Annotated in this window: 27 protein-coding genes; 16 read left to right on the top strand and 11 right to left on the bottom strand. The window is 64.6% G+C overall.

Annotation, left to right across the window (positions count from 1 at the left end; genetic code table 11):
- The first annotated feature begins 117 nt into the window (after window positions 1-117).
- Window positions 118-561: a twin-arginine translocation pathway signal gene (locus Q0D31_RS22775; protein WP_291856312.1), complete on the top strand. Its 444-nt coding sequence runs from the start codon at window positions 118-120 to the stop codon at window positions 559-561.
- A gap of 221 nt (window positions 562-782) precedes the next feature.
- On the opposite strand, the gene Q0D31_RS22770 is transcribed toward Q0D31_RS22775, so the two are convergent.
- Window positions 783-1,985, bottom strand: a complete 1,203-nt coding sequence (locus tag Q0D31_RS22770) for an FAD-dependent monooxygenase (protein ID WP_291856310.1) — start codon at window positions 1,983-1,985, stop codon at window positions 783-785.
- A gap of 6 nt (window positions 1,986-1,991) precedes the next feature.
- A complete protein-coding gene (locus Q0D31_RS22765; protein ID WP_291856307.1) occupies window positions 1,992-2,237 on the bottom strand; it encodes a zinc-finger domain-containing protein in 246 nt (81 codons plus the stop codon).
- A gap of 281 nt (window positions 2,238-2,518) precedes the next feature.
- Between Q0D31_RS22765 and Q0D31_RS22760 the strand changes: the two genes are divergently transcribed.
- Together Q0D31_RS22760 and Q0D31_RS22755 are read left to right on the top strand one after the other, a co-directional pair.
- A complete protein-coding gene (locus Q0D31_RS22760) occupies window positions 2,519-3,646 on the top strand; it encodes a hypothetical protein (RefSeq protein ID WP_291856331.1) in 1,128 nt (375 codons plus the stop codon).
- A gap of 68 nt (window positions 3,647-3,714) precedes the next feature.
- Window positions 3,715-4,467 (top strand): alpha/beta hydrolase, encoded by a 753-nt coding sequence (locus tag Q0D31_RS22755; protein WP_291856305.1) that lies wholly within the window; start codon window positions 3,715-3,717, stop codon window positions 4,465-4,467.
- Here Q0D31_RS22755 and Q0D31_RS22750 read toward each other — a convergent pair.
- A complete protein-coding gene (locus tag Q0D31_RS22750) occupies window positions 4,425-5,843 on the bottom strand; it encodes a hypothetical protein (protein WP_291856303.1) in 1,419 nt (472 codons plus the stop codon). The two genes, Q0D31_RS22755 and Q0D31_RS22750, sit on opposite strands and share 43 nt — an antisense overlap.
- Before the next feature lie 216 nt (window positions 5,844-6,059).
- On the opposite strand from Q0D31_RS22750, the gene cysE reads away from it, so the two are divergent.
- The gene (cysE, locus tag Q0D31_RS22745; protein ID WP_291856301.1) at window positions 6,060-6,887 is read left to right on the top strand and encodes a serine O-acetyltransferase; all 828 of its coding nucleotides are present in this window, start codon (window positions 6,060-6,062) and stop codon (window positions 6,885-6,887) included.
- Window positions 6,888-6,994: 107 nt separating this feature from the next.
- Entirely contained in the window at window positions 6,995-7,213 is a 219-nt protein-coding gene (locus Q0D31_RS22740) for a DUF3126 family protein (protein WP_291856299.1), read from the top strand.
- Window positions 7,214-7,224: 11 nt separating this feature from the next.
- On the opposite strand, the gene Q0D31_RS22735 is transcribed toward Q0D31_RS22740, so the two are convergent.
- Window positions 7,225-7,875, bottom strand: a complete 651-nt coding sequence (locus Q0D31_RS22735; RefSeq protein ID WP_291856329.1) for a hypothetical protein — start codon at window positions 7,873-7,875, stop codon at window positions 7,225-7,227.
- Here Q0D31_RS22735 and Q0D31_RS22730 point away from each other — a divergent pair.
- The 3 genes from Q0D31_RS22730 (at window position 7,832) to Q0D31_RS22720 (ending at window position 9,135) form a co-directional block, all read left to right on the top strand.
- A complete protein-coding gene (locus tag Q0D31_RS22730; RefSeq protein ID WP_291856333.1) occupies window positions 7,832-8,056 on the top strand; it encodes a hypothetical protein in 225 nt (74 codons plus the stop codon). The two genes, Q0D31_RS22735 and Q0D31_RS22730, sit on opposite strands and share 44 nt — an antisense overlap.
- Window positions 8,057-8,200: 144 nt before the next feature.
- A complete protein-coding gene (locus tag Q0D31_RS22725) occupies window positions 8,201-8,530 on the top strand; it encodes a hypothetical protein (RefSeq protein WP_291856297.1) in 330 nt (109 codons plus the stop codon).
- 74 nt (window positions 8,531-8,604) lie between these two features.
- Window positions 8,605-9,135, top strand: a complete 531-nt coding sequence (locus Q0D31_RS22720; protein ID WP_291856295.1) for a gamma carbonic anhydrase family protein — start codon at window positions 8,605-8,607, stop codon at window positions 9,133-9,135.
- Window positions 9,136-9,679: 544 nt separating this feature from the next.
- On the opposite strand, the gene Q0D31_RS22715 is transcribed toward Q0D31_RS22720, so the two are convergent.
- Window positions 9,680-10,186: a hypothetical protein gene (locus tag Q0D31_RS22715; protein WP_291856293.1), complete on the bottom strand. Its 507-nt coding sequence runs from the start codon at window positions 10,184-10,186 to the stop codon at window positions 9,680-9,682.
- 397 nt (window positions 10,187-10,583) lie between these two features.
- Between Q0D31_RS22715 and Q0D31_RS22710 the strand changes: the two genes are divergently transcribed.
- Window positions 10,584-11,039 carry an Hsp20 family protein gene (locus Q0D31_RS22710; RefSeq protein WP_291856291.1) on the top strand — a complete coding sequence of 152 codons (456 nt, stop codon included), beginning with the start codon at window positions 10,584-10,586 and terminating at the stop codon, window positions 11,037-11,039.
- 83 nt (window positions 11,040-11,122) lie between these two features.
- Entirely contained in the window at window positions 11,123-11,440 is a 318-nt protein-coding gene (locus Q0D31_RS22705) for a hypothetical protein (RefSeq protein ID WP_291856289.1), read from the top strand.
- A gap of 133 nt (window positions 11,441-11,573) precedes the next feature.
- On the opposite strand, the gene Q0D31_RS22700 is transcribed toward Q0D31_RS22705, so the two are convergent.
- The 3 genes from Q0D31_RS22700 to Q0D31_RS22690 form a co-directional block, all read right to left on the bottom strand.
- The gene (locus tag Q0D31_RS22700; protein ID WP_291856287.1) at window positions 11,574-12,164 is read right to left on the bottom strand and encodes a transglutaminase-like cysteine peptidase; all 591 of its coding nucleotides are present in this window, start codon (window positions 12,162-12,164) and stop codon (window positions 11,574-11,576) included.
- Between the two features lie 346 nt (window positions 12,165-12,510).
- On the bottom strand, window positions 12,511-13,128 hold the full coding sequence (locus Q0D31_RS22695; RefSeq protein ID WP_291856285.1) for a PilZ domain-containing protein: 618 nt from the start codon (window positions 13,126-13,128) through the stop codon (window positions 12,511-12,513).
- Window positions 13,129-13,251: 123 nt separating this feature from the next.
- Window positions 13,252-13,698: a host attachment protein gene (locus Q0D31_RS22690; RefSeq protein ID WP_291856283.1), complete on the bottom strand. Its 447-nt coding sequence runs from the start codon at window positions 13,696-13,698 to the stop codon at window positions 13,252-13,254.
- 241 nt (window positions 13,699-13,939) lie between these two features.
- On the opposite strand from Q0D31_RS22690, the gene Q0D31_RS22685 reads away from it, so the two are divergent.
- Window positions 13,940-15,454 (top strand): DASS family sodium-coupled anion symporter, encoded by a 1,515-nt coding sequence (locus Q0D31_RS22685; protein WP_291856281.1) that lies wholly within the window; start codon window positions 13,940-13,942, stop codon window positions 15,452-15,454.
- Window positions 15,455-15,501: 47 nt separating this feature from the next.
- Complete coding sequence (locus tag Q0D31_RS22680) at window positions 15,502-16,275, top strand: enoyl-CoA hydratase-related protein (protein ID WP_291856279.1); 774 nt, start codon at window positions 15,502-15,504, stop codon at window positions 16,273-16,275.
- 61 nt (window positions 16,276-16,336) lie between these two features.
- Here the strand turns inward: Q0D31_RS22680 and Q0D31_RS22675 are convergent, their stop codons facing one another.
- Window positions 16,337-16,891: a PAS domain-containing protein gene (locus Q0D31_RS22675; RefSeq protein WP_291856277.1), complete on the bottom strand. Its 555-nt coding sequence runs from the start codon at window positions 16,889-16,891 to the stop codon at window positions 16,337-16,339.
- Window positions 16,892-17,342: 451 nt separating this feature from the next.
- Here Q0D31_RS22675 and Q0D31_RS22670 point away from each other — a divergent pair, with 451 nt between their 5' ends.
- Together Q0D31_RS22670 and Q0D31_RS22665 are read left to right on the top strand one after the other, a co-directional pair.
- Complete coding sequence (locus Q0D31_RS22670) at window positions 17,343-18,131, top strand: rhomboid family intramembrane serine protease (RefSeq protein WP_291856275.1); 789 nt, start codon at window positions 17,343-17,345, stop codon at window positions 18,129-18,131.
- Between the two features lie 218 nt (window positions 18,132-18,349).
- On the top strand, window positions 18,350-18,778 hold the full coding sequence (locus tag Q0D31_RS22665; RefSeq protein ID WP_291856273.1) for a CBS domain-containing protein: 429 nt from the start codon (window positions 18,350-18,352) through the stop codon (window positions 18,776-18,778).
- Window positions 18,779-18,843: 65 nt separating this feature from the next.
- Here Q0D31_RS22665 and Q0D31_RS22660 read toward each other — a convergent pair whose 3' ends face one another.
- Window positions 18,844-19,881 (bottom strand): patatin-like phospholipase family protein, encoded by a 1,038-nt coding sequence (locus Q0D31_RS22660; protein ID WP_291856271.1) that lies wholly within the window; start codon window positions 19,879-19,881, stop codon window positions 18,844-18,846.
- A gap of 229 nt (window positions 19,882-20,110) precedes the next feature.
- Between Q0D31_RS22660 and Q0D31_RS22655 the strand changes: the two genes are divergently transcribed.
- The gene (locus tag Q0D31_RS22655; protein WP_291856327.1) at window positions 20,111-21,166 is read left to right on the top strand and encodes a hypothetical protein; all 1,056 of its coding nucleotides are present in this window, start codon (window positions 20,111-20,113) and stop codon (window positions 21,164-21,166) included.
- A gap of 196 nt (window positions 21,167-21,362) precedes the next feature.
- Window positions 21,363-23,831, top strand: coding sequence for an EAL domain-containing protein (locus Q0D31_RS22650; protein ID WP_291856269.1), 2,469 nt, complete (start codon window positions 21,363-21,365; stop codon window positions 23,829-23,831).
- Window positions 23,832-23,840: 9 nt separating this feature from the next.
- On the opposite strand, the gene Q0D31_RS22645 is transcribed toward Q0D31_RS22650, so the two are convergent.
- A complete protein-coding gene (locus Q0D31_RS22645; protein WP_291856267.1) occupies window positions 23,841-24,404 on the bottom strand; it encodes a nitroreductase in 564 nt (187 codons plus the stop codon).
- Between the last annotated feature and the right edge of the window lie 39 nt (window positions 24,405-24,443).

The raw sequence follows: 24,443 nt of genomic DNA, 5'->3' as shown, positions 1-24,443 counted from the left end.
CTTGTCCGATCCGGCGCAGGCTTTGCTTTAAGCGAGGCATCTGGCAAAGCAAAGCCTCAATGCGGACACTTCCGCCTGTTTTAGGCAATCTCAACATTATCCACCTACCAAGGCCCGATGTCGTTGGCTCCTTCCTGTCGCAGATTCTCTAAGTGTTCAGCCGCCGCGCTGGCGCTGTTGGCGCTGGCGGCGGGGTTGTCCGGCTGCGCCGAGATGGGCGACGGCATGTCCACGGCGTTCGCCGATCCCGCCAAATACGATCTCTACGACTGCAAGCAGCTCCAGGCAGAACGCAAGACCCTCGCCAATCGCACCGCCGAATTGCAGGGGCTGATGGCGAAAGCGCAAACCGGCGCCGCCGGTCCAGTCGTGGTGGAGCTCGCCTACCGCAATGACTACATTGCGGTTCGCGGACAGTCGAATCTGGCCGAAGAAGCCTGGCGGAAGAACCGCTGCCAGGAATCCAAGCTGGACGCCGAACCTTCAGCAGGCGCCGTCGCGGCGCCGATCACGCCCGCCCCGCTGGCGAGGGGCGCCCGCGCGCCGTCGCGGGTGAACTAGGGCAGCCTGTGATGACGGACCATCTCGTGCCCGGACGCAAGCGGCCTGAGTGCTGCGGGCCGGGACCTGCTCGCCTTTGCATGGGGTTGTTTTCGCGATTTTGTGCCGGGCCCCTGCGGTCTACCGCCGAAGCGTATTTCCGTGACACCAGATCGTGGGTCTAAAGCATGATCCGGAAAAGTGCGCAGCGGTTTTCCGATTCGAAGAAAAGTCATCCCGCTTTAGGGCCGCCAATCGTAAATCCAGTCCTGTCGCGCCAGCATGCGTCTTGGGCCCATCGCCCGGATAGCGAGGTCGCGCGCCAGCGCCAGCGGACCGGTGAGGTGATAGATGCGTCCCTGCTGCCGTGCCGCGCGCTGCACGCCGAGCACGCGGCCGCGCCGCAGCCGGCCATAGCGGTTCAAGGCGGCCGCGATGCCGGCGGCCGGGTCGCCGGCGCTTTCGCCGAGGCAGTTCGCGAGAACGGCGGCGTCCTCGATCGCCATGCCCGCGCCCTGCGCGGCGAACGGCAGCATCGCGTGCGCGGCATCGCCGAGCAGTGCTACCGCGCCGCTGCTCCATTCGCCGATGTCGGGCTGCGTGAACAGCGCCCATCGCCGCCACCCGTCGACGGCGTTGATCAGCATCCGCGCGGTCGAAGGCCAGTCCGGCGAGGCAAAGGCGTTCCTGATTTCGCGGGCTTCGCCGGGCGCGCTCCAGCCGGGCCTGTTCCAGTCTCCCGGCACGATGGCGACGACATTGATCTGGCGCGCGCCCGAGATCGGGTAGGCGACGAGATGCGCGTTCGGCCCCATCCAGAGCTGCACCCGGGCGGAGCCGTGCTCGCGCGGCAGCGATGTCGCATCGAGCGTTCCGCGCCACGCCATCAGGCCGGAGAATTGCGGCTGAACTTGCGGGAATAGCTGGTGGCGCACCGCCGACCAGATGCCGTCGGCGCCGACCAGCGCCACCGCCGTCTCCTGCCGCCGCGCGTCGCCGCGGCGCTGCACCACCGTCAGTCCCCTGGCGTGCGAAGCGACGTCGTCGAACTGGCAGCCGAGCCGAAGCTCGATGTCGGGATGGTCATTGACGGCGGACTGCAGCGCGCCCTGCAGATCGGCCCGATGCATCACCCAATAGGGCGCGCCGGCGCGAAGGCCCGCGGCCTCGCCGAGCGGCAGGCGGGCGATCTCGCCGCCGGCGCGCGCGCTCATGATGCTGATGGCGTCCGGCGTCACGGCGCGCGGCGCCAGCCGCTCCCGCAGGCCGAGGTCGATCAGGATGCGGCTGGCATTCGGCGAAAGCTGCAACCCCGCGCCGGCTTCCTCCAGCCGCTCGGCCTTTTCCAGGATGACGACGCGAAAGCCTCTTGCCGCGAGCGCCAGCGACGCCGTCAGTCCCCCGATGCCGGCGCCCGCAACGATGATGGTGCGCGGGGCAGTCACCGACCGTCAGGCGACCGCATCCTTCAGGACGCATTCCGGCGGCCGGGCTTCGCCGGCGGCGAGATCCGCGGCAAACCGGTAGAGCGTCGAGCAATACGGACAGATGATCTCGTTGTCGTTGCCGAGGTCGAGAAACACATGCGGATGGTCGAAAGGCGGGTTGGCGCCCACGCACATGAACTCATGCGAGCCGATCTCGATGACCGAGACCCCGGCGTCGTTGTGGAAATGCGGGACGACATGGTCAGACATCAGCTTCACCTTCGGATGGTAACGACGGACAGACGCGCGCCTGGCGGCGCGGCAACCCGAGATTCCGCGCACCATAACGGCGGCTGCAGCGGATTCCCAGAGCCGAGATGCAGTGGCCGCCGCACGATGGCCCGCGCAAATTCGACACAATGTTGCCGTCGAAGAGAAGCCCTTCTTTGGTCGGGGCCGTTGTGTCTTAAAACCGGCACACCATGTTGGGTGAGACCACGAAAACAGGATTTTCCGGGATGGCGCGGTTGCGGCTCGGTTCGGCGTTGGCCATGGCGCTTGCCTGCATCGCGCTCAGCGCGGCGGTGTTCGCGGCGCTGTGGCCGCATGCCCGCGACGCCGGCGCCATTCTGGCGGCCCAGGACGACCCCGTGGCGCTGGCCGACATGCAGATCGATTCGGCCATCCGGAACCGCCCGACGCTGGTCGCCGACAACATCGAGGCGGCGCTGGAAGCAGGCGATTCCGATCTCGCCGCCAGCTTTCTCGAACTCGCACGCGACAAGAACATCGTTGTCAGCGACTCGGTGTCGACGCGCGTCGCCGACGCCGTGACGGAGGCAGGTTCGGCGTCTCATTTCGCCAGGCGGTTCGCCACCGGACTGGTAACCGGCCATGCCGACGACGTCGCGAGCCTGTCGGGCACGGTGGCCGGCGACCTGCTCGTGTTCGGCGATATCAGGGACGTCGTGCGCGAAGGCAAGCATCTGGCAACGGGCGAGGACGTCGACCGCCTGGTGCTGGGCCTTGCCGCCGCCGGGCTTGCGGTGACGGCCGCGACCTATGTCTCCGTCGGCGGCCTCGGGCCGGTACGCGCCGGGCTGAGCCTGGTCAAGGATGCCCGCAAGGTCGGACGGCTGGGCGAGGGCCTGACGCAATGGGCCGGCCGCTCGGCGCGTGACATCGTCGATGCGCCCGTCCTGCAGCAGGCGGTCGCGAAGGGCTCGGTGCTGCGGCCGGTCGAGACCGTCAGCGCGATCAAGGCAGCGTTCCGCGCCGAGAAGGCCGGCGCGCTGGTGCGGCTGGCGAAGGACGTCGGACGCGTCGGCGAGAAGGCCGGCACGCGCAGCGCGCTCGATACGCTGCGCATCGCCCAGGGCCCGAAGGATGTCGCACGCGCCGCGCGGCTGGCGGAAGCCAAGGGCGGCCAGACCCGCGCCATCCTGAAGACGCTCGGCCGCGGCGCCCTGCTGCTGGCGACCGGCGCCTTCAATCTGACGATGTGGGTGTTCGGCGCGCTGCTGACGCTGTTCGGTTTCCTGTCGTCGATCAAGGCGACCACGGAGCGCGCCACCATGGCGTGGCTGCGTCGCAAGAAGGCGCGGCGGGCGCGGCTGCAGGCTGCGGCCGCCGGGTTGCCGCACGGCCCGGCTCTGGCGGGCGTTGTCGCGCCCGGCTAGACTCGCAGCCCTTCTTGCAGCCCTTGCCTGACCGCCGATCGCAATCTCCCGAAAAACGGAAACCTTCGATGCCGAGTTTTCACAACGGCGCCGTCGAAATCGCCTATCTCGACGAGGGCGAGGGCGATCCTGTTCTGCTCGTGCACGGCTTTGCCTCTAGCAAGAACGTCAACTGGGTCTATCCGGCCTGGGTTTCCGACCTCAAGCAGGCTGGTCGCCGCGTCATCGCGCTCGACAATCGCGGCCACGGCGAATCGGCCAAGCTCTACGATGCCGCGCAGTATGACATCGCCGTGATGGCCAATGACGTCATCGCGCTGCTGGATCACCTCGGCATCGCGCGCGCCGACATCATGGGCTATTCGCTGGGCGCGCGGATTACGGCGGAACTGGCGCGCGAGCAACCGCGGCGGCTGCGCTCGGCGATCCTCGGCGGCATCGGCATCGGTCTGATCGAGGGGGGAGGGCCCGGCGAAAACGTGGCGGCCGCGCTGGAGGCGCCCTCGCTGCAAGACGTGACCGACCCGGTCGGCCGTACCTTCCGCGCCTTTGCCGACCAGACCCGTTCCGACCGCCGGGCGCTGGCAGCGTGCCTGCGCGGTTCGCGGCGGCTGATGACCGCAGGTCAAGCCGCCGCGATCGGCGTACCCGTTCTGATCGCGGTCGGCACCAGGGACGAAATCGCCGGCTCGGCCGCGGCGCTTGGCAAGATCATCCCGGGCTCCGAGGTGGTGGATATTCCAAACCGCGACCACATGCGCGCGGTCGGCGACAAGGTCTACAAGGCCGGCGTCATCGACTTCCTGTCGCGGCGGCCATGAGCGGTCGCGGGCCGCGCGTCTTCGGCGGTGAAACGCCGCGACGCTGCGATCAGTACAACGGTGGTCGCGAGCCACGCCATGCGCGCGCCATAGCGATCGTGCGGACCCGAGATCACGGCGCATATGAAGGCGTTGCCGAGCAGGGCGAATGAGATCGTCCCGGCGAGCAACGTGAGATCGTCGAGCGGTCGGCGCCATAGCCCGTGGCCGAACAGGCTCGCGGCCAGCAGCATCGACGCCAGGGCGACGGGAACGTGGACGTAGTTGATCGCGGTAAAGTCGAATTGCCGGCGTTGCTGCTGCGCTGCGCGCATCGGCTTCAGTTGAGCCGGAAGATAGCGCTCGACGATACCGTAGGTGTGTCCGAGCCAGCCATTGGTGCCTTCGCCGGTGCCGACATGGACGAGCTGCTGCGCGGTCGCCATCAGCGCTGCCTTGGCCTGCCAGGCCGGGTATTCGGCGAGCGAGCGCAATACGATGAAGCTCATCTCGTCGTTCAGGCCCTGAAAGCGGCCCAGCCGGTCGAACACGCTCTTGCCCCACAGGAACTTGTCGGCGGTGGCCGGAAGCTGATCGCGGTAGGGACACAGTTTAAGTTGCTGTCGCGGACAATGATCTCGCAAATAGCGCGCGACGATGCCGTCCTGCAGCATCCGTCCGAACGCGACGCCGTAACCGCCCGGCGTCCATGCCAATTGCCCCGACAACGCAAAGTTCGTCGCCAGCAGCATCGCAGCACCCGCGATCAGGGTGAGGCTGCCCTGGGTCAGTCCGGCAACGGAAATCCGTCCGCGCAGAAAGGGACGTGCGATCCAGCCGATGCAGCAGAGCCCGAGCAACACGCCAAGCGTCGCGCTGTGCGTGGCCGCGGCGAAGGCCGTCAACGCGAACAGCAGGCATTTTTCCGGTGTCGAAGTCCTGTCGCCATGGGCGACTAGAACAAAAAGCGCAAGCACCGATAGCCCGGCGAAGATGTCGGTGAAAAGCGTGCTCGCAAGCCACGGCAGCGCGGTGGTCAGGGCGAGCGCCAGGCTGATTGCTATTAGCCGCAGCGGCTGGGATATGCCGAGCACGCGCAGTGTCAGCTGCAGGATCCACAGTGTTGCCAGTGCCTGAATGCCGAGGTTGATCCAGAAAGCTGAATCCTCGCCGAAATGGAGATAGAGGCCGAACGCCGTGGAGCGGCTGGGCACCAGGTAGCCTTCATGCCACCGCGCCAGATAGCCGCCGGTATCCACCTGGAGCAGCGGATAGCCGTTCCACAGCGCCGGGGCGATCAACATCAACGGGATGGCGATGGCGGCGATCCAGGCGGCCCACGAGCGGGCCGCGCTACGCGTCCGAAATATCTGCGTGCTGACGTGATTTTCCCGCATTTGGCCCCATATCCTCAGCGTCCGGACATGGCGGACTGGCCGAAATTCGTCAATAGGCGGCCCCCGGGGCTGGCTTGATTTCCGGGGATTGCCGACCACCTTGAACTGACGTGGAAGGCGTTCGGCTTCGGTTTACTTTGCCGTAGCCCAACCGGGACATCCGTGCGTCGATTATGCTATAAGAGCAACCCGACAGGCGAATTTGCGAGCGCAATCATGGCAGTGCATCAGGTCAATCCGCAGGGTACGAAACTTTCCGCGCTCGATCCGATCTGGGATCGCGTTCGCGGCGAGGCCGAGGACATTGTCCGCCGGGAGCCCGAGCTGGCCTCGTTCATCTATTCGACCGTGCTGCATCACGACCGCCTGGAGGATTCGGTGGTGCATCGCCTGGCCGAGCGGCTCGACCATTCGGCGCTGTCGGGCGATTTGATCCGCCAGACCTATGACGAGGCGCTGCGTGACGAACCCGATCTGGGCAACGCGTTTCGCGCCGATCTGATCGCGGTCTATGACCGCGATCCCGCCACCTCGCGCTTCATCGATCCTTTGCTTTACTTCAAGGGCTTCCACGCCCTGCAGACCCACCGCCTGGCGCATTGGCTCTACAAAAAGGGCCGCAAGGATTTCGCCTATTACCTGCAGAGCCGCTCCTCGGCGGTGTTCCAGACCGACATCAATCCGGCCGCACGGATCGGCCGCGGCATCTTCCTCGATCACGCCACCGGCTTTGTCTGCGGTGAGACCGCGGTCATCGACGACGACGTTTCGATCCTGCACGGCGTCACCCTCGGCGGCACCGGCAAGGAGAACGAAGATCGGCATCCGAAGATTCGCCGCGGCGTTCTGATCGGGGCAGGCGCGAAAATTCTCGGCAATATCGAGATCGGCCACTGCGCGCGCATCGCCGCCGGCTCGGTGGTGGTGAAGCCGGTGCCGCACAACGTCACGGTGGCCGGCGTCCCCGCCAGGATCGTCGGCGAGGCTGGTTGCGCCGAGCCGTCGCGCACCATGGACCAGATGATCAACGCGATCGGGCTTTGATTTTACAAGCTTTCTGCCGTCAAGCCGGTTGAAGATACGGCTGGCGCACCGCGCCGTCTCGGCCTAAAAACCCTCCCGGAAAACCATTGATCCGATTGGAGACGGCCGTGGACGTTCAGGAAGTCAGGAAACTCGACGCCTATCTCAAGCGCGTATTCGGCAATCCCAAGATCCGCGTCGTGCCGCGGCCGAAGAAGGACGACTCCGCCGAAGTTTACATCGGCGAGGAGTTTATCGGCGTGCTGTTCGTCGATGACGAGGATGACGATCGCTCGTTCCAGTTTCAGATGGCGATCCTCGAGGAGGATCTGGTGGATCAAGGGTAGCGCGCGGGCCGCTAGTCTTTCAGCCCTTGCATCCGCGCCGTCAGGCGGTTCATCGCGTTCGCAACATCGCGCCACTCCGACAGCCAGCTCCGCGGGAAGCGAAATGTCAGGTCGGCGCCCTCGACGCGGCGCTCGCTCAGGCACATGCCGGGGGTCAGTCCATCGCGCGTGCAGCGCGCGTTGAGAACAGGCGTCCCCGCGGAGAACAGGTCCTCGTTGGCGTAGGGCGAGCCGTCGCGAAACGAACGCATGGTCAATCCGTCGTCGACCGGGGTTGAGGCCTGATCGAGGTAACGCGGATAGATCGTGCGCACCCGCGCGTCGGGCGCCAGCGTGTCATGATGCGCCGATATCGACAGGAATATCCGGTCGATCGGTTGGACCTTCTCCTCGATGGTGTCTGCGGTGACGTGCTTTGGTGCATCCGGCGGTTCCAGCGAGGGGAAGACGAAGCTGAGATCGACCCGCTCCTGCGGACCGGAGTGGCGCTGGATTTTCCGGCGGATCGCCGCTGTCGGCACGTTGAACAGCGTCGCCCCCACGCTGACCGGCATTCGTGACGGTGCGCTCGCCGGACCGGCTCCCCAGGTTGGCCACAGCAAATAGGCGACAAGCGCGATGGCGCCGGCGCTGATCGTTGCCGAGAATCCCACCAGGAGCATATGCGAGCGCGGGTTCCGGCGCGTGCTGCGGGCGATGTGCCGGGCTGTCGAGATCAAGGTCATGAACAAACATCGGTTGGGTTTGAAGATCGGGCGCGATTCTGAACGGTATCTCGCCGAATTGGGCGCCAATGCCGAATCACGGCGCGAATATGCCATGCGCCGGCGGATTTCCGCATGATTTCGTCGGATTCTGGCGCGGAGGCTGCCCCGCAGCCTGTGGTCATCGGCGCTCGGCTGTTAACCTTTCCTTAGGGATGATCTGGCGGTGGGCCGCCGTTCTTGCGAAAGCAGGGCGCAGTTTATCGCGTACCGGATGCTTTTCATGTCGCCTGATGCGTTGAATTCCCTGTTCTCGCTTTGCATCGGCTTTGCGTTCGCGGGCGCGCTGACCAGCGGCTATCAGGCGATGGCGGCGCGGCCGGCGGGGTTCGGGCTGCTCGGCCAGGGGGTAGCGCCGAAGACGTTTGCCGCGGTGCCTTTTCTGGTTTTCGCGGCACCCTTCATCATCATGCGCAACACGCTGCGCGGCGCCAGGATCGAGCGCCGCCGCTTCGAGTTCGTGGTGATGGCGACCGTGCTCGCAGGCTTCTGGAGCATGATGTCGGGCACGTTCTTCCTGATGACGTTGCGCGTCGCGGGCGTGCTGGCGTGAGGCAGGCCGCCGGCCTCGCTTGATTACGCGCCAGCGGCTGTGCCAAGGTTTCCGCGAACGGAGACCCAATCGTCATGGCGATCTACGAACTCGACGGACAGCGGCCTGATCTGCCTGCGAGCGGCAATTATTTCATCGCGGATACCGCGGCCGTGATCGGCAAGGTGCGCCTTCTGCATGCGGCCAGCGTGTGGTTCGGCGCGGTGTTGCGCGGCGACAATGAGTGGATCGAGATCGGCGAGGGCTCCAACGTGCAGGACAATTCGACCTGCCATACCGACCGCGGCTTTCCGTTGACGATCGGCAAGAATTGCACCGTCGGCCACAACGTCATCCTGCACGGCTGCACAATCGAAGACGACGCATTGGTAGGCATGGGGTCGATCGTGATGAACGGCGCCAGGATCGGCCGCGGCAGCATCGTCGGCGCCGGATCCATCATCACCGAGGGCAAGGAATTTCCCGAGCATTCCCTGATCATCGGCGCGCCGGCGCGGGTGATCCGCACCTTGTCGCCGGAGCAGGTGACCGCGATGGGCGGGGCTGCAAAATTCTATGCCCTGAACGGGCCGCGGTTCAACGACGGCTTGAAGAGAATCGGCTGAGGCGCCGCGATATGCCCGCCGGTTGGGGGCGGTCTGGCCAGGAAAATCGCTGCCATCAGGAACAAGGCGTGGACGTCTTCGTTGCTCCATCGAAGAGTGAGCAAGACAGGCCCGAGCCATCTCCGGGAATTCGCCCAGAATGTATTGCCTGCGTCGCATGCGAGTAGTCAAATGCTTACAGACCCAGCGTTGACGTTGCTGTTTCTCGGTGTCGTGTCAGGACTTGGCGCGGCGTTCGTGTGGATGATCTGGGAAGCTGAGCAATCGGCGCTTAAGCCCTATCGCAACCCCCGTCGCGATGAGTCGCCGCGGCGATAGTCATGCGCTTGCAAGCGCCTGCTTCGCGGCGAGCCCCGGGGAAAAAACAAGGCCGTCAACGCAGTATACCGTCGACGACCTTGTCCGCTCCGGATATTGAAATCGGCTCACGCCATCCGGTGAGCCTCACAATGTCCCGGAATTCTACGGACATATGTGAGCCAGTTCACACTCGGCTCTAAAAATCTTCCAGCTCGCTTTTTTGTTTGGCGGCCAGGCGCTTCGATCAGCCGCGCGACTTGGCGCGGTTGCGGTTCGCGCTACGACTCGAGCGGGGCTTTGCCTTGACTGACCGCTGACGGGACGAGGACGCGGCCGTCGGTTCGGAGGATTGGGAGCTGGCAAAGGACTGTCGCAACCCGTCGACCGCCGTGGCCAACGTCGCGACCTGCTCGGTGAGCTTCTTGGTTTCGGCCTGCTGGAAAGCGAGCAGGCGGCGCACCGTCATCAACTGGTCCTGCACCAGTTGCAGCTGGTCGATTGATTCCTGCTGGGTGGCCTCCAAGCCTTTTGTCTTTTCGACCAGCTGCTCGGACGCCTGCGCGGTGCGAGCCTGCAACTGCCGGGTCGCCACCACCCGGTCGGTCTCGGGCACTGCGCCGGTATAGGCGCGCCAAACCGCGATCGAGCTGGCTCCCAGCACCACCACGAACAGAGCGGCAGCGCCAATCGCGATCGGGTGTCCGCCGAACCGCGCGATGGAACTTGCATTCCCAGAGGAGATATCGATCATGCGGCTCCGAATCCGAGACCTGCTTCAATGCGGCCGGTTAGCACAGGTCTGTCGCGTCTAAAACCCGCGTCTGGCTTGGCAACTATTGAATTCTTACCAAACCGCTCAGTATCGGGCTTTTTTGGGGCAAAAACGCCTTGGAACCCCCCGCGTCAGGCGAGGGGCCATCTGGAATCCGGCTACGAATGTCGGGAAGTCGGCTCCGTCTCGCTCTGCAAATACCGACCATTGGGGTTGCAGAATTTTCCTCTGCCCCCTTGAAACCAGATCGCGTTTTTCTCATTTTTTTCGCTGCCGCCAGAGGGCGGCCCGGGCGCCCGACGGGCCCGGTCGTGAGACGGGCACCGGTCGTGTCCGGTGCCGCTCGTATCCAACTTGCTCTATGGAGGATTTGGCTATGCGCACCTACGATTTTACACCGCTGTGGCGTTCGACGGTTGGTTTCGATCGCCTCTTCGATCTCGTCGAAACCGCACAACGGGCGGGTGAGGACAATTACCCGCCCTACAATATCGAGCGGCTTGGCGAAGACCGCTATCAGATATCGCTTGCTGTCGCCGGCTTCTCAACCGATGAGATTTCCGTCACGGCCGAGCAGAACACGGTCACGATTGAAGGCCGGAAGGCCGAGAAGGAGCCGCGCGAGTATCTGTATCAGGGTATCTCGGCGCGCCCCTTCAAGCGTCAGTTCAGCCTTGCCGACCATGTGCAGGTCAAGAGCGCGTCGTTTCAGGACGGACTGCTCAGGATCGAACTGTTCCGGGAAATCCCCGAGGCCAACAAGCCTCGCCGCATTGCGATCAATGGCGCGATGCCCGCTAACGTCCAGCAAATCGAGGCGCGGGCCGCCTAGCCGTCGCGCCACGAGAGGGACCGACAGCTCCCGCCCGGCCAGCACGGGCGGGCAGCCGGCGATTTTTTGGGAGATCACAAACCATGACCCACCGATCAAACAACATTGTTGAGCTTGATACCGTACTCAACCCCGCCAGCGTGTTCGATCACCCGCGCGACGTGGTGGCCGATGAAACGCTCTCAATCAGTGAGAAGCGCGCGATTCTCGCTTCCTGGGCATCGGACGCCGCGGCGGTTGCTTCAAGTCCCGCCCTGCGCGAGTGGTCCGGCGCAAAACGCATCGTAACGATCGACGAGATTCTCGAAGCGCTCTCGTGGCTCGATCGAAATCCGCCGGACCCGCCGGGCGGCAAGCCGATGCGAACGAAGCCGACGTCGCGCGTCGCGCTCGCGGCATAGCCTTTGGACGGCATACGCCTCTCGAAAAAGGTGCGGCCAGGCTTTGGGGGAAGCCTGGCCGCGCGCGAACCGGTCGGGGACGGGGAGGGGTGGGGATGTGACCGGATCGCGGGTTCGTGAATACCTGTTCGGGTTAGCGGTCGCGTGAGGAGGCGGTGGCAACCGCTGGGCGGTTGTCACCGAGCGAAACCCAGAGATTGGGGTCGGACTGCGACTGGCGCTTGACGAAGCGGTATCCGGTTTCGGTCCAGGCCAGGACGTTTTCGTTCTGGTTGTCGAGGACGAACTCGCCCTTGTCGGACTTCACGGTCAGCACCGCGTGGCCTTCGCCCTTCGTGTCGCGCACCACGGTGATCAGCAGCGCCTCGCGCGGCCATCCGGCGTCGATCAGCATCTTGCGCTTCAGCAGCACATAGTCCTCGCAGTCGCCGTAACCGTCCGTCGGCAACGACCATTTTTCGACCACGCCCCAGTGTTCGATGTCGGTGATCGGCTTGATGGTCTCGTTGACCCACTTGTTGACCCGCACCAGATCCCGCCATGCCGTCTGCGACATCACGATGTCGCGCGGCTCTGACGCGCCGCCGCGGCAATCGCCGGGGTTCTCGGCGCAGAATTCGACCCAGCCGATCGGCGGGCGCGCGGTGTCGGCGAGGCTTGCGTAGACGACGTCGCCGGCCTTGGCCGTGGCGGTCATTCCCAACAGGATGGCGATGAGCGCCATCCGCTTTCCCTGTCCCTTGAACAACATTGTGGCCCCCGTTTCTTGTTGGGGGCAGTATTCGCACAAAGGATTTTCGCCGCCGCTAAATGCAGCAAGCACATTCGACGCGAATACTAGTAAAACCTGCGGAAAATTGGATATATACTTGAATAAAACTCGAGTAAAATTGTAAACAACTGTAGTTGATTCAATTTTTATGCATTAACCCGGCCGGCGCTGTATCGACTGGGGTTTTCGGCGCTGGCGGGCGCGGGGTTAACCTGCTCTTGCCGGCGCCAAAATGCGCCGGGGCGGCACGGAATACCGCCTGCTCACGCCGCCAGAGGGGCTGCGGGCGTCCGGCTGTTTACCGCGCGGTAACCGCGTCTTCGAGCGTCTCGGGGGTCTGCTCGTGGACGAACTCGAGCGCAAAGCCTTCGTCGAGATTGCGCACCACGCGGGATTGCACCTTGCCAAGCATGACCAGCGACTTCACTGGCGGGCGGTTTTCCGCCGCAATTGCGGCGCCGGACATCGACAGGTCCATGATGCGGCAGGTCATCTTGCTGCCGTCCTCGAGCGTGAGCAGCGCGATCGGGTTGCGCGGCACGATACGGTCGTGGCGGCGGTCTTCCGGCAGGTTGAGGATATCGCGGTTGGCGAGCCAGGTGAGCTGGGCGGCGAGCTTGTCGCGCTTGCGCGCGGTGGCGCCGACCGTCATGGCAAAGCCATTGTCGATGATGCGGGTGATCTTGCCCTCGACCCGGCCGATATGGTCGAGATAGGCGATCACGCGGTCGCCGACATTGCCGATGCCGGGCGCCAGCAACGCCAGTCCGCCCGGCGACATGTTAATGATCTGGCAGGGAAATTCGCGGCGATCGGGCAGCATGTAGCGGCCGAGCAGGTGGACCTTGACGCGCTGGAAGCGCCGCCGCTCCTCGGTGGAGGGGAGGGAGGATGATTTCTTTTGCGCAAACGACATCTTCGCCACCCGACAGCCGGTCCCTTGGCGTCAGAACGACCCTACGACCGACAGGGTTAACGATGTGTTATCGCCGTTCGCGCGAACGCGCTGCGTTCGCACCATGCGCTGGCGAGCTGGCATTCAAGCCAGTAGCTGCTTCTCGATTTCATGCACGGGCATCTTGACCAGATCCTTGGCCACCTCGCCATGAAGGGCCTTTCTTATTGCATCCGAGTAATCCAGCCTGATCATGCCCAGCGCGCGGGGTGACGCCACCATCGTCAGGGCAGAGGTTTCGCCGGTCTTGACCGCGGCATCCAGCCGCTCGGCCAGCGCCTTCAGGAACGATCGCTCGGCCTCGTCGTGCCAGTCCGTCTGCTCGATCGAGCTTCTTGCGCCGCCGGTCGACTGGTAGACGCGACCCGGTGCCGCGCTGCCCTGGGCATGTGTAGGCAGGTCCGGCTGCTCACGCACTTCCCGCATGCGCAAGTTGGGAAACATGCGATCACCGACGTTTTCGAGGATGAGCGCCTTGCGGCCGTCGCAAACAACGATCCAGTCACCAGTCCCGACCTTCATCTTGGTCATCTGAATGCTCCGCGATGCCACGATATCAAACGGTTCGGTGCTTGTTGCATCAGCAAGCCCTGCAAAATAGGTAAAGGCTCCTGGGCCAGGGCAGTTTGCGCGAGATCAAATCGGCAGCGAATGCGGGCGACGACGCGCGACGGACACTGGGGAGAGTAGAGGCGGGGTGGTCGTGCGTTTGATCCAGCGCAAGACGGCGACTGCCGTCCTGGTCAATCGTGCCGCGCGGGGAGGAACGTGCATGGCCATTCTGGAACAGGGATCGGCGGGTGGCGCTGTCCCGCGCGACGAACAACGCGGCTGGATCAGGGCCAATTGGGGATTGCTGCTGGCGGTTGCCGCGATTGCCGCGATCCTGCTGCTGCCGACCCCTGAGGGTCTGCCGGTCGCGGGCCATCGAATGCTCGCCATTCTCGGCTTCGCCGTCATTGTCTGGATGACCGAAGCGATCGATTACGCGGTTTCGGCCGTCGTGATCGCAGTATTGATGGCGTTGCTGCTGGGGCTGGCGCCTGGCATCGCCAATCCCAAGGTGCTGATGGGCACCAGCGCCGCGCTCGGCCTCGCGTTCAGCGGCTTTGCCAATACGGCGCTGGTGCTGGTGGCGGCGGCGCTGTTCCTGGCCGCGGCCATGGCCGCGACTGGCCTCGACCGGCGCATTGCCCTGACGATCCTGTCGCGGGTGGGCACCGAGACTCGGAATGTCGTGATCGGTACCATTATCGTCGGATTTGTGATCGCGCTGATGGTGCCCTCGACGACCGCGCGCGTCGCCTGCCTGGTGCCGATCACGCTCGGTATCATCGCCGCCTTTGGCGTCGACAAGCGCGGCGCGTTTGCCGGTATGCTGATGATCACGACGGTGCAGACGGCGAGCATCTGGAACGTCGGGATCAAGACCGCCGCCGCGCAGAACATGGTGGCGATCGGCTTCATCGAGAAATCCTTCGGCGCGACCATCACCTGGCTGGACTGGCTGATCGCCGCCGGACCATTCGCGGTGCTGATGTGCATCGCGCTGTATTTCGTGATGACGCGGATGATGCCGTCGGAAGTAGCAACGGTGCCGGGCGGACGCGAGGCTATCCGCAAATCGTTGCTCGAACTCGGCCCGATGAAACCGTCGGAGCTCAAGCTGCTGTTGCTGTCGGTCACGTTGATCGGATTCTGGGCGACCGAGGGAGCCCTGCACAAATTCGACACCAGTACGACGACCATCACCGCGGTTGCGCTGATGTTCCTGCCGGGCTTCGGCATCATGAGCTGGAAAGAGGCGCAGCCCAGGATTCCCTGGGGCACGATCATCCTGTTCGGCGTCGGCATCAGCCTCGGCACCGCGCTGCTTCAAACCACCGCCGCGACATGGCTTGCCGACATCGTCGTCAATCAATTTGGCCTGAAGAACGCAACCGCGCTGTTCATTCTTGGCGTAATGAGCCTGTTCCTCGTGGTCATTCATCTTGGTTTCGCCAGCGCCACCGCGCTGGCGTCGGCCATGATTCCGATCGTGATCGCGGTACTCAAGAGCGTCGCGACGCCCGGCATCAACGTCGTCGGCATGACCATGCTGCTGCAGTTCGTCGTCAGCTTCGGATTCATCCTCGTGGTCAACGCGCCGCAGAACATGGTCGCCTATGGCACCGACACGTTCAGCGCCCGCGATTTTGTCCGCACCGGGCTGGTGCTGACCTTGATCGCGCTGGTGCTGGTGATGGTGCTGGCCTCGACTTACTGGCGCTGGCTGGGCTATGTGTGAGGAGGGGCGCGATCGCATCGCCTGTGCGCCCCGTTCGGAGGGGCAGGATGGCGGGAGTGAAGCGCGAACGCGACGGCAGCGTGGGGGTGCTAACGCTGGATGAGCCATCGACCCTGAACGCGATGACGCCGGATCTGTTGGGCGACCTGGCGGGCGCCATTGGCGAGATGACGGACGACCCGCAGGTGAGGGCGCTGGTCTTGACCGGCGCCGGCCGTGGTTTCTGCTCGGGCCAAAATCTCAAGGCTGCGCAAATCCTGGGCGACGACATCGTCGCGGGGGTGATGACGCACTACTGGCCGGCGTTCAAGGCGCTGCGCGAATGCCGGGTGCCGGTCGTGGTGGCCGTCAATGGCGTCGCCGCGGGCGGCGGATTCAGCCTGGCGATGGCGGGCGACATGATCGTGGCGGCGCGGTCGGCCAGCTTCATCCAGGTGTTCAGCCGCATCGGGCTGGTCCCGGACCTCGGCTCGACCTGGCTGTTGCCGCGTCTCGTCGGCCGCCAGCGCGCGCTTGAACTGATGCTGACCAACGAGCCGCTGTCGGCCGATCAGGCCAGGGAATGGGGATTGGTCCGCGAGGTGTTCGACGATGCGGCGCTTCTCGATGGCGCGCTGGCGCTGGCGGGCAGGCTCGCGCGAGGTCCGACCCGCGCGCTGGTGGCGACCCGCCGCCTGATCGAGGACAGCGAACATTCCAGCTATGCCGAGCAGTTCCGCCGCGAGATCGAAACCCAGGCCGAGGTGCGGCGCAGCGCCGACGCGCTCGAAGGGCGCAATGCCTTCCTCGAGAAACGGACCGCGCGCTTCAGCGGAACTTGAAACCAGGCTGCTATCGCGACGGATGACGCGCCGATATGGCTGGCGGCGCGCCAATTCGCGCCTACCGCAATCCCTCATACACCATGAAGCCGCGGGCGACCGCGAGCTTGCGCAGGGCGCGCGGCAGCAGTTTCTGCGGCCGGTGCAGGTAGCGCCAGGACGTCACCTTGAAATCCCCGAGCGTGCCGCGATCGCTTTCGAACGGGGCCAGCACGCCGGTCAGGCTGATCGGTGCGTGCGCGCGGTTGACGAACGGCAGCAGCAGCAATTCCAGATGCGCGACGCCGCCATCCTTTGTGGCCGCGGTGATGCCGGCAATCGCCGGCAGCGTCTCCTCGGCGACGTAGCTGATGATGTTCTCGATCTCGCGGCGGCCATCAGGCGCAAACAGCGCGGAGAAGCTGGCGTCCTTGAGGTCGCGGCCAAGCAGGGCTGAGACCCGCGTGCCGGCGACGCGAAACGGGTAGCCGGCCTCGTTGTCATAAGACAGCACGAAGATATCGCCGAGCAGTTCGCGCACCGCGCCGGGTTCGATCTCGCTGCGGTCCGGCGCCAGTGCATCGCCGCGCTTGGCGTCCCAATAGGCGTAGAACCCGCGGCTCGATGGGTGTTTCATGTTTGACCCTCCCGGCTGGCTCGGGCGGGACACTTCTGTCCCGCTTTTGCGCACCCGCCTTCCCTTGGTTGTTGTGCAGGACAGGCTTTGCAGCGTCCATGCCGGGGACCGCGAATTGGCAGCCAGAGGCGCGGCTTTGCGACGTTAAGGTTAAGTTAACTATCGGGTTGGCGACGGCAGTGCGTCGTGGCTAGGGTAGAGCGCATCAGGCAGCGCCGGATTGGCCCGATGAGCTGGCGGCGCGGTTGGTACACAGGTGGCGTCAAACAGTTTGATCATCGCGACGGACGGGGACGCGGTCCCGCTTCGGAAGCGCGAAAGATCGACAAGATGAGGGAGGGCTTTCTCAGGGCTCTCCCTTTTTCTTTGCGGTTTGCGCCCTTGCACCGGGCGGGCAAAGCCGCCTATCTGGGCCGATACGCCGCATGCCACCAGCGAAGGCCCTCGACCCTTGGAATCCCAGCCTGATACCTTCCGGGGAGCGCCGCCGGACGCCCCGCGGGAACCCATCTTGACGCTGCCGCGCGCACTGACAGCCTATGTCGTGCTGATTGCAGCAATTCATCTGCGGGTGCTGCTGCCGCCCGAGTTCGAGAACTGGACCATCGACGTCTTCGGCTTCATTCCGCGGCGTTACGACTCCACGCTGTTGAACATCAGCTTTCCCGGCGGAACCGGCGCCGAAATATGGACCTTCGTCACCTATTCGCTCTTGCACGCCAATCTCACCCATATCGTTTTCAACGTGCTGTGGCTGCTGCCGTTCGGCAGCGCGCTTGCCCGCCGGTTCGGGCCTGTCAGGTTTTACGTGTTCATGGCGGTGACGGCGGCGGCGGGCGCGCTGGCGCATCTACTCACGCATGAGCATTCCATCGCGCCGATGATCGGCGCCTCGGCGTCTGTGTCCGGCACCATGGCGGCCGCCATTCGCTTTGCCTTCGTGCAGGGAAGTTTTCTCTCGTTCAACCGGGGCGATGCGGACGTCGCTGCGAAGATTCCGGCGCTGCCGCTTTCGCGGGCCCTGCGCGATGGTCGTGTGCTGGGATTTCTCGCGGTCTGGTTCGGCGTCAACATTATCTTCGGTCTCGGCTCGATTTCGATCGGCGCCGAAGGCGCGAGCGTCGCCTGGCAGGCGCATATCGGCGGGTTCCTCGCCGGCCTGATGTTGTTTTCGCTGTTCGATCCGGTGCCGCGGGCGATAGCGAACGCCACCTCGCTGGACAGCCCCGGCGACGCCTGATCGCCGCTTGCGGCGCAGCGCGATTTCATCCATCATCGATTGAGGCAGTGACGCAAGCTGAAGCCTGCCGTTGCGCGTGATTGCCTGGCTGCACTATCCTGGCTTGCTTACGCTGGCTTGCGCTCCGCGCCACGATAGCAAGCCGGCGTGGAACTGTTGATTGAAGACTCGTGAAAAGGTCGGGCCCTCGCGGGCGCGAACGGATTCTGGAGGCGACAATGACGGTACGTGCGATACTGGATTCCAAGGGTCATGACGTCCTGAGCGTCGAAGCGGACGCCAAGCTTTCAACCGCGATCAAATTGCTGGCCGAGCGCCGGATCGGCGCGGTGCTGGTCATGAACCAGGAGCGCCTGGAGGGCATCCTTTCGGAACGCGACATCGTCCGCGTGCTGGGCGAGCGCGGAGCCCGGGTGCTCGAAGAGCCGGTCAGCGCCGTGATGACGCGCAAGGTCGTCAGTTGCCGGCAATCCGACACCGTCGCCGGCATCATGGAAATGATGACGATCGGCAAGTTCAGGCATTTGCCCGTGGTCGAGGACGGCAAGGTCGTTGGCCTGATTTCGATCGGCGACGTCGTCAAGCGCCGCGTTCACGAATATGAGACCGAGCAGGAAGCGCTTCGCGACTACATCAAGACGGCCTGATGCTGCCTTGACGCGATTTCCTGGCGCGAAATGATCACGAATTCGCGCGAAGCCGTCGCGCTGCCTCACGTCTTTTCGACTGGTTTTTCGGCTTCGGCCCTCGGCGGAACCAGAATGTGAATCGCCTCCTGGATCGATTCGATGGCGCGCTCGGCCGCGCGCGCGCCATGGGCGATCAGGTCGTCGGCGCGGTGGAAGTCGAACCAGCCGATCTGCCCGACGCGGGGCGAGATCAACAGGTCCGGCGGGTCGCCGGCCAGCCGCGCGCGGGTGATGCGGTCCTGCATGATGTTGAACGCGTCGACCATGACCGAGGAGATACCCGGTCGCCCGCCGCCGCCGAAGAACTCGCGTTTCATCGTGCGCTCGGCGGAGAAGAGTTTGCCGATGCCCAGCTTTCGCGGCTCGGGCGCCGGGTCTGGCGCCGAGGCGGAAGCGCCGGCCGACGGGCCGTGCGAGTAAACGGTCGTCGAATGCGCGAAAACATCACTGGAGAGATTGGCGGCGATCACGATCTCCGCGCCCATGGCGCGCGCCGCCGAAACCGGAACCGGATTGACCAAGGCGCCATCGACCAGCCAGCGGTCACCGACCAGGACCGGCGAGAATATCCCGGGCAAGGCATAGGAGGCGCGCATGGCGTCCACGATCGGCCCGTGCGTCAGCCAGATCTCGTGGCCAGTGCGCACCTCGGTCGAAACGGTGGCAAATTTCACCGGCAGATCCTCGATCAGGCTCTGGCCCATCGCTGCCTCGAGTTCGGCGGCGAGCTTGGCCCCGCCGATCAGGCCGGAACCGTTCAGGCGGATGTCGAGGTAGGAAAGGATGTTTCGCGGTTGCAGGCTGCGCGCCCATTGCTCCAGCCTGTCGAGATGTCCGGTCGCATAGGCGCCGCCGACAACAGCGCCGATCGACGTTCCCACGACGACGTTGGGAATGATGCCGTGGGCGACCAGCGTACGGACGATCCCGATATGGGCAAAGCCGCGCGCAGCCCCACCGCCCAGCGCCAGCCCGATCACCGGCCGGCGGATGGTGCCCAACCCCACCTTGTCGCGGCCGTCGGCGCCCCTGGGGCCGCGACCCATCAAGCTATCCAGCACCGATATTCTCCTGAGGCTTCATCGTTTTAGCGATGGCGCGGCCACGCCAGAATCATGCATTGCTCTCCGCACCCATATTTTTATGCCCTGCGGTTCAGGAAGGAAATGTGACTGGACACGAGAGTAGGCGCAAGCGATGGCTGTTCCCATGGGTTCCGCGGCCGGTTGGGGCAGGAACTTCTGTGCTTCCAGGCTTGAATTCGCCGCGTTTTCGGTGAAAAGCATCGCCATGATCTGGAGCGGCAAGGGTATCGCGGGAACCGGGCGGGGCGGGTGGCCCTCTCCCGCGCTGCTGGTTGCGTTGATGCTGATCTTGCTGCTGCCGGCCTCAGGCTCAGCCCAGATGTTTCAGGAGCGTCCGCCGCCGGTGCCGCCGGCCGCGGTGCCGGATGCGCCGGGCGGACCCGCCTTGAATCTGGCGCCGTCCACGGGACCGGGGGCGGCTCCACCCCTGCTCACGCCGTTGAACCAGCCGACCATCGTGCCGCCCTCGATCGCCACGGTTCCGCCAACGCCGCCGCCGGTGAGCCAGCCGGTGCTGGCGCTGACGGCGCGCTACGGCAAGGATCTGCCGGTGATCACCAGCGGGCTGGTGTGGCGGGTGTTCGCCGACAAACCCGACGACACCGGTACCTTCAAGCTGATACGCGAGGAGCGCGGCGCGTCACCGAACCTCATGCTGCCGCCGGGCAACTACGTCGTTCACGTCGCCCATGGCCTGGTCAGCGCGGTGCGGGCGGTCAGTCTGAAATCGGACACCGAGCGCGAGTCTTTCGTGCTGCCGGCCGGCGGCCTGCGCATCGAAGGCCGCGTCGGCACCAGCAAGATCCCGGCAAACCAGATATCGTTCACGCTCTACAAGGGCAGCCAGTTCGAAGGGGCCGAGCGCTCCTCGCTGATCCCCAACGTCGCCGCCGGCGACATCGCGCTGCTGCCGGAAGGCACCTATTACATCATCTCCAACTACGGCGACGCCAATTCGGTGGTGCGCTCCGACATCCGCGTCCAGGCCGGCAAGCTGACGGATGTCACCGTGTCGCATCGCGCCGCGGTGATTACGTTGAAGCTCGTCAGCGACCGTGGCGGCGAGGCGCTTGCCAACACGGCGTGGTCGGTGATCACGCCGGCGGGCGACGTCATCAAGGAGTCGATCGGCGCGTTTCCGCGCGTGGTGCTGTCGGAAGGCGAATACCGCGTCATCGCTCGAAACGAAGGCAAGGTGTTCGAGCGCCCCTTCAACGTCGTCAACGGCGTCGACGGCGAGGTCGAGGTGATCGCGCGGTAGCGTCTGACTGAGAGGAGGGCGCGCTTCTGGAGTCGGGACAAGCCCGCCGCGGCCGTCATAATTTCTAATTCGCGCTAACCATCGATCATTATAAATCTGTCATAATCACGGCTGGGCAGCGCCGCTGCCCGGCGTTTCACACCGCATTAAGCTCGTCCGGGTTGTATGGGCCGACGTTTGTGCGGTGGAGAATGCGATGATTGCATCGAAAAAACCGGCAGGGAAAACCAATAATGAACTGTTCGACGACGTTCCGGTCCTGCAGCGCAAATGGCACGCCGCGCTGCAGCCGGATCAAGGCCTGCCGCACTATGAAGACGTCATGCTCGGCAGTCTGGGCCGCTTGGCCGACCACATCGTCCTCCTGAGGAAGGACGGTCACGGGTTCGAGGTCTCGCGCACCGGCCGTTACGTCCAGAAATGGCTGGAGGACGACCGGTGGAATATTCCCTTGAGCGCGCTGGCACCCGACTGCGCCACCGTAATCGGCGAAGCCGCCGCCAGCGCGATCCAGAATCAGCGCCCGTATCACGGCGCCGCGCATTGCGTGCGCGACGGGCTCGTCCGCACCTACGACCTCCTGGCGCTGCCGACGTCTTCGCGATGGGGCGGCACGCTGATCGGCGTCTACGTCAACGAACGCGGTCCGCATTACAATCTGCTTAGTGCGATTTTCTCCACCACCGACGAGGGTGTATTGTCGCTGGCCGCGATCCGCGATTCAGCCGGGCGCCCGTTCGATTTTCAGATCGTCCATCTCAACGAGGGCGCGTCTCGGCTTCTGAAGCTGCCGTCTGCCGAACTGCAATGGCGTCGGTTGAGCACCGGCGGAAACCTGCTGTGCGAGCCGGCAGTGATCGGGCGACTGCTTGAGGCCGTCGGAAGCGGCGTTGGCGGTCAGTTCGAGATCGACAGCGATGATCGCAACCTGAGGCTGGGAATGAACAGCTTTGGCGACATTCTGTCGCTGACGGTCACCGACGTGACCGCGCTCAAGCAACGCGAGTCTTCTTATCGTCTGCTGTTCGACGACAATCCCATGCCGATGTGGGTGTTCGACGCCCAGACCACCGATTTTCTGAACGTCAATGACGCGGCGGTGCAGCATTATGGTTACAGCCGGGCGACGTTTCTCGGCATGAAGCTCAGGGAAATCTGGCCGGAGGACGAACGGATCAGCCACAGCCAGGCGTTGCGTGAAATCGACGACGCTTATTGCAATCGGGGCTGGCGCCATCTCAAGGCCGACGGAAGCGAGATCCAGGTGTTAACCTTCGGGCGGCGCGTCACCTTTGAAGGTCGTGATGGCTTCCTCGTCGCTGTGGTCGACGTCACCGAACGGCACAGGGCTGAGGCGCGGATCGCGCACATGGCCCATCATGACGGCCTGACCGATCTTCCGAACCGCGCGCTCTTTCAGGAGCGCCTCCAGCAGGCGCTGCAGCAGGGCCGGACCGGAAACAAGCGCGTGGCGGTGCTGTGCCTCGACCTCGACATGTTCAAGAACGTCAACGATTCCTTCGGTCATCCAATGGGCGACCGCCTGCTGAAGGCAGTTGCCGACCGGCTGCGGTCGGAAATTCGCGGGAGCAATCTGGCTGCCCGGCTGGGAGGCGATGAGTTTGCGGTCCTGCTGGCCCCCGATGTGTCGCCCAACGCGGCGAACGATTTCGCGGCTCGGCTGATCAGGGTGTTGAGCGACCGTTACGATATCGACGGTATCGAGGTTGTGGTCGGCGCCAGCATCGGTATTGCGCTTTCGCCCGGCGATGGAGACACCTCGGAATTGCTGACGCGTAACGCCGACATGGCGCTGTACCGGTCCAAATCCGACGGTGGCGGCGTCCACCGTTTCTTTGAACCAGAGATGGACCGGCAGGCGCAGAAGCGGCGCGACATGGAGATTGATCTGCGGCATGCCTTCGCAAATGGCGAGTTTGAACTGCACTATCAGCCGCTGGTGAATATCGCCGCCGACCGGATCAGCGGATTCGAATCGCTGCTGCGCTGGCGGCATCCCGAAAAGGGCATGATCTCGCCGGCGGAGTTCGTTCCGGTCGCCGAGGATATCGGGCTGATTTCCTCGCTCGGCGAGTGGGTGCTGCGGGAGGCATGCACCGAAGCCGCGAGATGGCCTGCCGAGGTCAAGGTCGCCGTCAACCTGTCGCCGGCGCAGTTCCGCAACCGCAACCTGGTTCAGGTGGTGATTTCGGCGCTGGCTCATTCCGGACTATCGCCGCGGCGGCTCGAGCTTGAAATTACCGAATCGCTTTTCCTGGCGGAGACCGAAGCCAATCTGGCGATCCTGCATCAGCTGCGCGAACTCGGCGTCAGCATTTCGATGGACGATTTCGGTACTGGATATTCCAGCCTGAGCTACCTCCGCAGTTTTCCGTTCGACAAGATCAAGATCGACCGCTCGTTTGTGAAGGACCTGGCGCGGTCGGCCGACTGCATGGCGATCGTGCGGGCGATCGCCGGCCTTGGCCGCAGCCTCAACATCACCATCACGGCCGAAGGCGTGGAAACCGCCGAGCAACTCGAATGGCTGCGCGCGGAAGGCTGCAACGAGGCCCAGGGTTTTCTGTTCAGCGCCGCGCGCCCGACGGCCGAACTCGGCGAGCTGTTGTCGCGGCTGGGCCGGCAGGCATCGAGGGCGGCGTAACGGCGCGGTTCAAAACCGGGTGACGATGTCGGACAGCGCCGGGCGGGGGCGGTCCTCGGCGGGCTTTGTCGGCGTGCCGATGTGGATAAAGCCCGCAAGCCTTTCGTCCGCCTTCAATCCGAATCCTTCGAGCACGTCGCGGTCGAACGCAAACCAGCCGGTGAGCCAGCTGGCGCCGTAGCCGAGCGCGGTTGCGGCGGTGATGATGTTCATGGCGCTCGCGCCGGCGGACAATTCCTGCTCCCACGCCGGCACCTTGGGGTGCGGCTTCGTGAAACTGACCACGGCGATCACCAGTGGCGCGTCGGTCAGCCGGCGTTTCTCGATCTCGATGTCGGCGGCCGGGGCGGTCGGGTTCTTTTGCCTGAAAACCCGCGCGATGATCTCCCCGGCGCGAACCCGGGCCTCGCCCTCGAAAACGATGAAGCGCCAGGGCGTCAGCTTGCCATGGTCGGGCACCCGGGCGCCGATGGTCAGGATGGTGTTGATCTCGCCGGCCGAGGGGCCGGGACCGCTCATCTCGCGCGGCTTTACCGAGCGGCGGATCTTGAGGAGTTCAAGGGCGTCAGGCACTGGGGGCTCTTTCGTCGGGATGAATCTGTGCCGGAAGAT

Source organism: Bradyrhizobium sp. (genome assembly GCF_022844465.1).
Taxonomy (GTDB): domain Bacteria; phylum Pseudomonadota; class Alphaproteobacteria; order Rhizobiales; family Xanthobacteraceae; genus Bradyrhizobium.
The sequence above is the reverse complement of the archived record's forward strand: the minus strand, read 5'-3'. Positions and strand labels throughout refer to the sequence as shown.